Genomic DNA, 2,636 nt, shown 5'->3' on the forward strand with positions numbered 1-2,636 from the left:
GACAGCGCCGCACCGTGGACGGTGTTTGTGCCGGCTACCGTGCGCCTGTTCCGCGACGTGGTAGTGGTAACCCGCCCGCTCAAGCGTGACAACGTGGTGGGCGAAGGCGACGTGGCCCTGCGCGAGCGCGATGTGGGCACCCTGGGCCAGGGCTTCCTGACCGAGCTGGACCAGGCGGTAGGCATGAAGATGCTGCGCCCCACGGTGATCGATCAGGTGCTCACCCCGCAGCACCTTGAGCAGGCCGAGGTGGTACGCAAGGGCGACCATGTGGTGATCATCGCCCGCAGCGGCAGCCTGAGTGTGCGCATGCCCGGCGAAGCGCTGGCCAAGGGAGGCCTGAGCGAGCAGATTCGGGTGCGCAACCTGAATTCCAAGCGGGTGGTCAAGGCCAGGGTGACCGGCCCGGGCCAGGTCGAGGTGAGCATGTAGGCCAGCCGCCAGATTGCGCTGGCAGAGAGGAACCGCTTTTTCTAAACTGTGTCAGAACACGGGTTCGCGAGCTTGCTGACAGGCGGCTGTGCATTTGTGCCTAAAGTTTCTATCGGGTTGGCCGAAAACAAGGCAAGCGTCCAAATACCCAGAGGTTTCTGATCATGGTCATCGACTTCAGTCGTTTGAATAACTCTCCGTCCGTCACGGGCGGCGTGCGCGGCAACAGCGCGCACGGCAGCGCCGAAAAACCGGCAGCCAGCCCGGAAGCCGCCAGCGGCACCAGCGCCAGCGGAGAAGCGGTACACCTCAGCCAAGAGGCAAAGCAGTTGCAAAAGATCAGCGACAAGCTGCGCGACGAGCCAGTGGTCAACAACGCCCGCGTGGCCCAGTTGAAGCAGGCAATCGCCGATGGCAGCTACCAGGTCGATGCCGGCCGGGTCGCCAGCAAACTGCTTGATTTCGAAGCCCAGCGCTGACCCTACGGCGCGCTGACTTCACGGACGCTTGAAAAGCCAAGAGTTAGCCATGCACGACACGACCTTGCTGCAACTGATGGAAGATGACATTGCCCCGATGCAGGAACTGCTCGACCTCCTGAACAAGGAGGCGATCGCCCTGCACGGCCGCGACATGCCGTTGCTGGAGCAGATCCTGGCCCGCAAGCAGTCGTTGATCATCTTGCTCGAGCAGCATGGCCAGCGCCGCAGCCAGTTGCTCGGCAGCCTGGGCCTGACTGCCGACCGTGCCGGCGTGCAGGCATTGGCCGCGCAATCGCAGCACGGCGAGGCGATGCTGCAGCGGCTCGACATGCTGTCGAAGCTGATGGACGACTGCCAGCAGGTCAACCAGACCAATGGCCGGATCATCCAGGTGCAGCAACACATCACCAGCAACCAGGTCAGGATTCTCATGGGTGGCGATTCGCCGTCGCTCTACGACAGCCGTGGCAGCACCTCGCTGCTGGCCAAGCCTCGGGCGCTCAGCCAGGTGTGATTTTTTCTATCAAGGCACGGAACATACTGGCAAAATGCCGTTACTTGCGTGTGTCGCTTTTGCCTGGAGAACGATAAGCCGTGTTCAATGAAACCGATGCCCCGCAGCCGCCGAAGGTGCTGAACACCCCTTTGGAGATTGCGGCCAACTTGCGGCAGCTGCAGGAAAGCCACGACCCCCTGATCATCACCTTCCACGACCGCAGCCAGCGCTTCCAGAGCTACGTGGTGCACGTGGACCGTGACAGCAACACCCTGGCGCTGGACGAGATGATCCCGCGTGACGGCGAGAAGTTCATCGAGAATGGCGAACACTTCCGCGTCGAAGGCTTCCACGATGGCGTACGCATCGCCTGGGAATGCGACCACGAACTGAAGATTACCGAGGTCGATGGCCACCGCAGCTACCGTGGCGCCATGCCTGTAGAGATGACCTACCACCAGCGCCGCAACGCCTTCCGTGCCGCGCTGAAGCTTTCGCAGCTGGTCGATATCATCCTCGACGGCACCCACCTCAAGGGCAACGGCGCCTTGCGCGGCAAACTGCTGGACATCTCCGCCACCGGCTGCAAACTGCGCTTCGAGGGCAATGTCGAAGACCGCTTGCAACTGGGGCAGGTGTACGAGCGGTTCAAGGCGGGGAACCCGCTGGGCCTGGTGGATACCATGGTCGAGCTGCGCCACCTGCACTACGAAGAGCGTATCAACACCACCTTCGCTGGCGTGCGCTTCCACAACCTCAGTGGGCAGGCGCAGCGCAAAATCGAGAGTTTTGTCTACCAGCTGCAGCGTGAAGCGCGGCGGTTTGACAAGGACGACTATTGATCGTCGGTCTGTAAAACGCAAACGCCACCTTTCGAGGTGGCGTTTTCATTTGTGTTTCTCCTGTGCTGGCCATTGGGGCCGCTACGCGCCCCATCGCCGGCAAGCCAGCTCCCACACGGACGGCGCCAGTCTCAGGCTATGAGCTGTACCTGTGGGAGCTGGCTTGCCGGCGATGAGGCCAGGGCAGGCAACCTGGCTGCCACAAGGACGGCGCCAGTCTCAGGCTATGAGCTGTACCTGTGGGAGCTGGCTTGCCGGCGATGAGGCCAAGGCATGCAGCCTAGCTGCCACACGGACGGCGCCAGTCTCAGGCCATGAGCTGTACCTGTGGGAGCTGGCTTGCCGGCGATGAGGCCAGGGCAGGCAACCTAGCTTTTGTTGGCC

Annotated in this window: 4 protein-coding genes; all 4 read left to right on the forward strand. The window is 62.4% G+C overall.

Annotated features, from left to right (window positions below):
- Positions 1–432, forward strand: a 432-nt coding sequence (gene flgA, locus HP547_RS24840; RefSeq protein WP_172288031.1) for a flagellar basal body P-ring formation chaperone FlgA, incomplete at its 5' end; no start/stop codon positions are given.
- 164 nt (positions 433–596) lie between these two features.
- Positions 597–911 (forward strand): flagellar biosynthesis anti-sigma factor FlgM, encoded by a 315-nt coding sequence (flgM, locus tag HP547_RS24845; protein ID WP_172288033.1) that lies wholly within the window; start codon positions 597–599, stop codon positions 909–911.
- A 49-nt stretch (positions 912–960) separates the two neighbouring features.
- A complete protein-coding gene (locus tag HP547_RS24850; RefSeq protein ID WP_172232036.1) occupies positions 961–1,428 on the forward strand; it encodes a flagella synthesis protein FlgN in 468 nt (155 codons plus the stop codon).
- An 80-nt stretch (positions 1,429–1,508) separates the two neighbouring features.
- Complete coding sequence (locus HP547_RS24855) at positions 1,509–2,252, forward strand: flagellar brake protein (RefSeq protein WP_172288035.1); 744 nt, start codon at positions 1,509–1,511, stop codon at positions 2,250–2,252.
- The last annotated feature ends 384 nt before the right edge of the window (positions 2,253–2,636 follow it).

It is taken from the genome of Pseudomonas sp. CM27, from assembly GCF_013179515.1.
In the GTDB taxonomy this organism is placed as follows: Bacteria; Pseudomonadota; Gammaproteobacteria; order Pseudomonadales; family Pseudomonadaceae; genus Aquipseudomonas.

Coding starts and splice junctions, on each gene's coding strand:
- flgM (WP_172288033.1), top strand. CDS start 597: ATGGTCATCGACTTCAGTCGTTTGAATAACTCTCCGTCCGTCACGGGC.
- HP547_RS24850 (WP_172232036.1), top strand. CDS start 961: ATGCACGACACGACCTTGCTGCAACTGATGGAAGATGACATTGCCCCG.